At 36.0% G+C, this 6,018-nt stretch carries 2 protein-coding genes, 1 rRNA gene and 1 pseudogene; 2 read left to right on the top strand and 2 right to left on the bottom strand.

All coding sequences use genetic code 11. The features are described 5' to 3' along the window. Window positions 1-26: 26 nt before the first annotated feature. Window positions 27-134: ribosomal RNA gene (gene rrf / locus ACEYOS_RS07810) — 5S ribosomal RNA — on the top strand. Window positions 135-900: 766 nt separating this feature from the next. Continuing rightward, window positions 901-1,749, top strand: a complete 849-nt coding sequence (locus ACEYOS_RS07805) for a DUF2911 domain-containing protein (protein WP_373708376.1) — start codon at window positions 901-903, stop codon at window positions 1,747-1,749. A 957-nt stretch (window positions 1,750-2,706) separates the two neighbouring features. Here ACEYOS_RS07805 and ACEYOS_RS07800 read toward each other — a convergent pair. Both ACEYOS_RS07800 and ACEYOS_RS07795 read right to left on the bottom strand, forming a co-directional pair. Continuing rightward, complete coding sequence (locus tag ACEYOS_RS07800) at window positions 2,707-4,371, bottom strand: sodium:solute symporter (protein ID WP_373708375.1); 1,665 nt, start codon at window positions 4,369-4,371, stop codon at window positions 2,707-2,709. Between the two features lie 382 nt (window positions 4,372-4,753). Next, window positions 4,754-6,018 (bottom strand): annotated as a pseudogene (locus ACEYOS_RS07795) (LmbE family protein); the annotation flags it as partial.

Below are 6,018 nucleotides of genomic sequence, written 5' to 3'. Positions count from 1 at the left end.
TACATCCTTTTGTACAAAACAACCTTTAGGGTGGTTTTAGCAGAGGGGCTCACCTGTTCCCATTCCGAACACAGAAGTTAAGCCCTCTAGCGCCGATGGTACTGCTAACGCGGGAGAGTAGGTCGCCGCCAGTCTTTTTTAAACCTCAATCAGAAATGATTGAGGTTTTTTTGTGCACTAAACCCAGAGAGAAGACCGTGAGATAATAGACCGTGAGATAATAAATAAAAAGACAATGAATAGAAAGACAGTAGAGGGATAGATAATAGACCGATAAATAGTCTACAGAGTGCAGATGGCTAAATAGTTTATCTCGTCCTTCACACGAGACCAGTTTTTATAAAAGCCTTATACATCAAATTGTATGAGGCTTATTTATGAAGTTTCCCCTCACCCCAACCCTATGCCAAGGAAAGTGAGTTAATGGGGATACGTCCTAAAGTCGGCTTCTAAAATGATCGTTCTAATGTCATCTTGTCAAAATATTTTCTCTCTGTATATTCCCAAAAGAAGAATATCTATTTGTTTAAGTTTTTTTAATTGAACTCATTATAATAATTGGTGGTAGCTGAATAAGGAGATAAGCCTAGTTGAAAAAATAAACCGCCTGAAAATTTAGCCGCGATGGTAGTGGCATCCTTTTTTGCCTAACCTGATGTGAATTTTAGTCGAATAAAAATATTAGGCAAAAAAGATATAGCGAACAGCGGGACTGATTTGGTTAGTAGCGAAAAAGGCCATGCTCCTTATTTAAAATCTAATTATTCAATTTTTTAGAAAGAACAGGATTAAAACTTTTAAGTGTACGATAAAAAAAGCGAAAGTCTTTCAACAACCTTGTTATTAATTAAAAATTGAAGTAAATTTAGAGATTATAAAAAAATATTAAATTAAAAAATAATGAAGAAAAATTTGTTAGCTCTATTGGTAGTGGGAGCAGTTGCAATGTTAAGTGCACAGGTGAAAACGCCTCAACCCAGTCCATCTGCCAGCCTAAAACAAGCCATCGGCCTGTCGGAAGTTGTGGTTGAATATTCTCGACCTTCTGCGAATGACCGCAAGGTTTTCGGTAATTTGGTTCCAATGGGTCAACTTTGGAGAACGGGTGCGAATGGTTCTACAGATATCACTTTTGGTCAGGAGGCCAATTTTAATGGAGTAATGGTTCCGGCTGGTAAGTATGCTTTGTACACCATGCCTTCCGGTGGAGAATGGGAAGTGGTTTTATACAAAGACACCGAGCAATGGGGAGCGCCGAAACAATTAGACGACAAATTGATCGTTGCGAAAACAAAAGTGAAAGCGCTGAAAAATCCTTTGTTTGTGGAAACTTTTTCAATTGATTTTAATGATCTTAAAACAGATCAAGCAAATCTTATCATGAGTTGGGAGAATACGATGGTGAAAGTTCCGATCATGATGGATTCTAAGAAGCAAGTTTTGGAATCGATCAGCAGTACTTTAAGTACGAAAGATGCAAAAGCTTCTGATTACAATCAAGCTGCGAGTTATTATCTTCAGGAAAAGCTAGACTTAAAGAAAGCCTTGGAGTACAGTAAGAAAGCCAATCTTTTGGCACCCGACACTTTCTATATGTTGAAGCTACAAGCTGAAATTGAAGCTGCAAATGGAATGAAAATGGAAGCGATCGCTACCGCAACTCAATCTTTAGCGCTGGCAAAGAAAGCAGGTAACGATGATTATGTGAAAATCAATATGGATAATATTGCGAAGTGGAGTAAGAAATAGTATTTCTATTTTATATATCGTATTAAAGGACGCCAAATTTTTGGGGTCCTTTTGTTTATAAATAAGTTCTAATTCCAAAATGTCACAGCATAAATCTATAATTAATGTTACATGTGCTATTAATTTATTTGATCATAAAATTTTAGTAACCCAAAGAATTGAAAAATTAAATTACCTTGAAATGAGAATTTCCTGGAGGTAAGTTAGAGTAAGATGAAAATGGTATCATCAGAGAAATTCGTGAAGAAATAAATATAGAGATTCAAAGCGTTGAAAAATTAAACAACAGTATATTGGATTACGGAAATTTTAAAGTTAATTTGATTCGATGCATTGCAAATTATAAAGAAGGTGTAATAAAAATTTTAGACTACAAAAATCATAACCTGGTAGATAAGGAAGACCTGTCAGATTTAGATTGGGAAGAAGCAGATTTGCCGATTTTGAAAGATCTGTTAAAATTTCATTTTTGAATGAGGGTTAATATGAAGAGTTATTGACTACACTTATTACTTTTAAATTAAGTGGGTTAAATAAGGAAATTTTTCAAGTCAGAAAACGAAAATCGATAAAGCTGAAGCAGGACAATTATGATCGCTGGATATTGGTAAAACAACCAGAATCAGACGAGAAATGATTTGCGAAAAAGTTTACCTTTTATAAACCACAAAAAGCTTTGTAAAGGAATTTTTCCTTTGATCCGAGAGAAAGAAAAAAATCAGGTCAAAAATACCATTCGTTATGTTTTGATTGGTGCAGCTAGATTTAAAAATAACAACGGTTCGAAACCTATGATCATCAAATTAGAATTACATGAACCAATGCCGAATTATCTTTGGAAAAAGTCTGCAAATATTTTTGTGGGTTAAATAGAAAATATTGTAGCTCTTCAATTTTTATATCCCAATCAGATAAACAATTTAAATCATAATGGACACCAATTTCGGTGTCCATTTTTTATATTATAACTTTCTTAAACATTGATTGAAGCAAACTCGCAACCCCAATCATCAGCAAACACCCGATCGGGTTCAGCCACAAAAATTCCAGTTGAATAATCTCTTTTACATCCAAAAAGTAAAGCAAAATAATCATAGGTTCTACAATCAAAATACTCCACATGGTCGCCTTGCCGCCAATTTTTGGAAAGAGAAAAGCAATTGCAAATACGCCGAGAATCACCCCATAAAATAAGGACCCAATAATATTTACGGCCTGAATTAAATTCTCAAACAAACTTGCATTTACCGCAAAAAAGATGGCGACCATCCCCCACATCAAAGTAAAAAGTCTAGAAGCATTCAAATATTTCTTCTCTGAAATATTAGGCGCAAAATTTCGCTTGTAAATATCTACTACTGTTGTGGTCGCCAAAGCATTCAGTTCTGAAGAAGTAGAACTCATCGCCGCCGATAAAATAACTGCGATCAATAATCCGACAATTCCGGTCGGCAAGTAATTGAGAATGTAATAAATGAAAACATAATCTTTGTCATTGGATTCAATTTCTGGCGCTGCTTTATCAATCAGGTCTTTTACCTCTTGGCGAATCGTAATTTCTTTCGCTTGTAAGACTTTTAATTCCGCCATTATTTCTGGAGAATGATCAGCTTTCCAGGCGATTATTTTCTGTTTTTTATCTTCGTGAAGTTGATTGAACTCCGTATTCAAAGCACGGTATTCTGTGTTGTTTTGAAGTTTTTGAGAAAGCGGATTAAAGTTCAAAGGGGTCTTTTCAAACTGGAAAAAAACGAAAACCATCACTCCGATAAAGAGAATGAAAAACTGCATAGGGATTTTAAATAAGCCGTTGAAAAGCAATCCCAATCGCGCTTCTTTTAGACTTTTCCCCGTCAGGTACCTTTGAACCTGACTTTGATCGGTCCCGAAATAACTCAAGAATAAAAACGTTCCACCCAAAAAGGCAGACCAAATATTGTAGCGATTGTTCACATCAAATTCAAAACTCACGGGATTAATTTTTCCCATTGCCCCAGAATATAAAAGGGCGTCATTTAAATTCACGGGCAATTGATCTACAATAAGGAAAAACGCCAAAAACATCCCGACAAAAATCACAATCATCTGCTGTTTCTGCGTCTGGCTCACCGCTTCGGTCCCACCAACCAAAGTGTAAATAGTCACCAAAGTTCCAATCACAATATTGGTAAGCATCAGATTCCAACCCAAAATAGTGGACAAAATAATAGCTGGAGCAAAAATGGTAATTCCGGCCGCTAAACCTCTTTGGATCAAAAATAAAATCGCCGTTAAAATTCTGGTAGACAATCCGAACCGTTTTTCTAAATATTCATAGGCCGTTAAGACGTTCATCTGGAAAAATTTCGGCAACACCCAAACGCATAAAATAACCATCGCGATGGGCAAACCGAAATAAAATTGTACGAATCCTAAACCGTCATGATAGGCTTGTCCAGGAGTTGATAGAAATGTAATCGCACTCGCTTGGGTCGCCATGATTGATAACCCAACCATCCACCAAGGATTGCTTTTTCCACCCAAAAAAGATTCAGAAGTTTTTACTTTCTGCGATTTATAAATTCCGTAAATCACAATAAAAAGCAAAACAAATATGAGAACTGCCCAGTCTAAATTCTTCATTTATAATAATTTTGAAAGAGGAGCATCGCAAGTATCATCAAAACCGTAATGACCAATAGACCCATGTAAAGCGTTTTCCAATTCGTATCTTTCTCTTGATTCATATCTTATGTTATATTTTTTTTGGGCGCCTTAATCCGCCTTCCACTCCCGCTTTTTTTTTGGTAGCTTCGACAAGCTCAGCCACCAAATAAAAAGAGCTCCGTTCAAGTCGGGGCGTAGATTTCCGCTATTTATCCAGTTTTTTGTCATTCCGGAGGAATCTCACAGCATAATTTTAACAGGCTAGATTCCTACGGAATGACAAACTGTCCGTCGAGCATTGAATGTTATTCACTAGAACATATCAGTTTTGTTTTTTGTATAATTTGTCACCTATTAACTATTGGCCGAGCGCCAAGATATTCATAAACAATTTATAAGCTCCGGTAACTCCTGCTGGTAATTCTCTGAAAAAGGATAGTCCCGTGTAAACATACATTCCTTTTCCATAATTTCCAACCAAAAGACTGCCTTTATTTGGAGCTTCTCCCGTATCATTTCCTTCCAGAAGTGGAATCATTTTTCCATCCCAGGAATCTGCAAAATACAAACCTCTTTCCTGAACCCAATTCTCAAAATCTAAATTGGTTATTTTGTTTGGAGTGGTGAAAACAGGATGGTTTGGAATGAGCATTTTCAATTTGGCATCTTCTTCAGAAATACGGGAACTTCCTAATTTTAAAGGAAAGGGAGCAATGTCGTTGGTGAGCAAGCCGCGATTTGTATTATATTGATTGATGACCAAGCCACCATTTTCGACAAACTTCCAGAGATCTTGGTTGATCATCGCCAATTCCGGTTGCGTATTAAAAGCGCGAATCCCCAAAATAATAACATCATAACTTTTCAATTGGGAAATGTTCCAATTTTTAATATCCAGTTCTTGCACCTTCAAGCCAATCGCACCCAAAAAGGAAGGAATATCGTCGCCTGAACCTTTGATGTAAGCTATTCTGAGAGCCGGGATTTTCAGATCTAAATTTTGAATTTTTGCTTGTGATTTTTTAATCCAAATCTGACGGTCGATATGCGGGTATTCTACCAGTTGTAAAGCCTGATCATAATTTTTCCCTTCTGATTGTATAATGGTTTCTAAAGTTGAATTCGCATTTTTGGAAAGAGGTTCAACTTGAAAATAGAGTTTTTGTTTTTCACCAATTTCTTTAAAATTCACTCTTTGAGATGGCGATATTTTCCAGTCTTTACTTCCTTTTAACGAAACTGTAGCAGTTGAATTCCCTGTAAAACTTTGAACTTCTACTGCAATTTGTTTCGGTTGATTACTAAAGATAAAATTTTCTTGCTCGAAGCTGGCTACAAAAGTTGGAACGGTATAAAAAGGTTGATACAACTCGCCAATAGAAGGATCAACTGTTTTTTGTTGTAGTGGAATGTCAAAATCAATTTTTGTACTTCCAAAATTGAAGGTTACTTTCTTAGTGATGGCATTTGAAATTTCGGGTAGTCCAATTTCGGCTGGATTCTCAGTGATATATAAATTGTTTTTCGGCATTTTCTCCATCCAGTAAGGATTAGAATATTTTCCATTTGCTATTTTAAATTTCTGATTTTCCTTAAAACTTTCGTTGGCTAGAATTTTTTCCG

Origin of the sequence: Kaistella sp. (assembly GCF_041824135.1) — a bacterium.
Lineage (GTDB): Bacteria > Bacteroidota > Bacteroidia > Flavobacteriales > Weeksellaceae > Kaistella.
The sequence above is the reverse complement of the archived record's forward strand: the minus strand, read 5'-3'. Positions and strand labels throughout refer to the sequence as shown.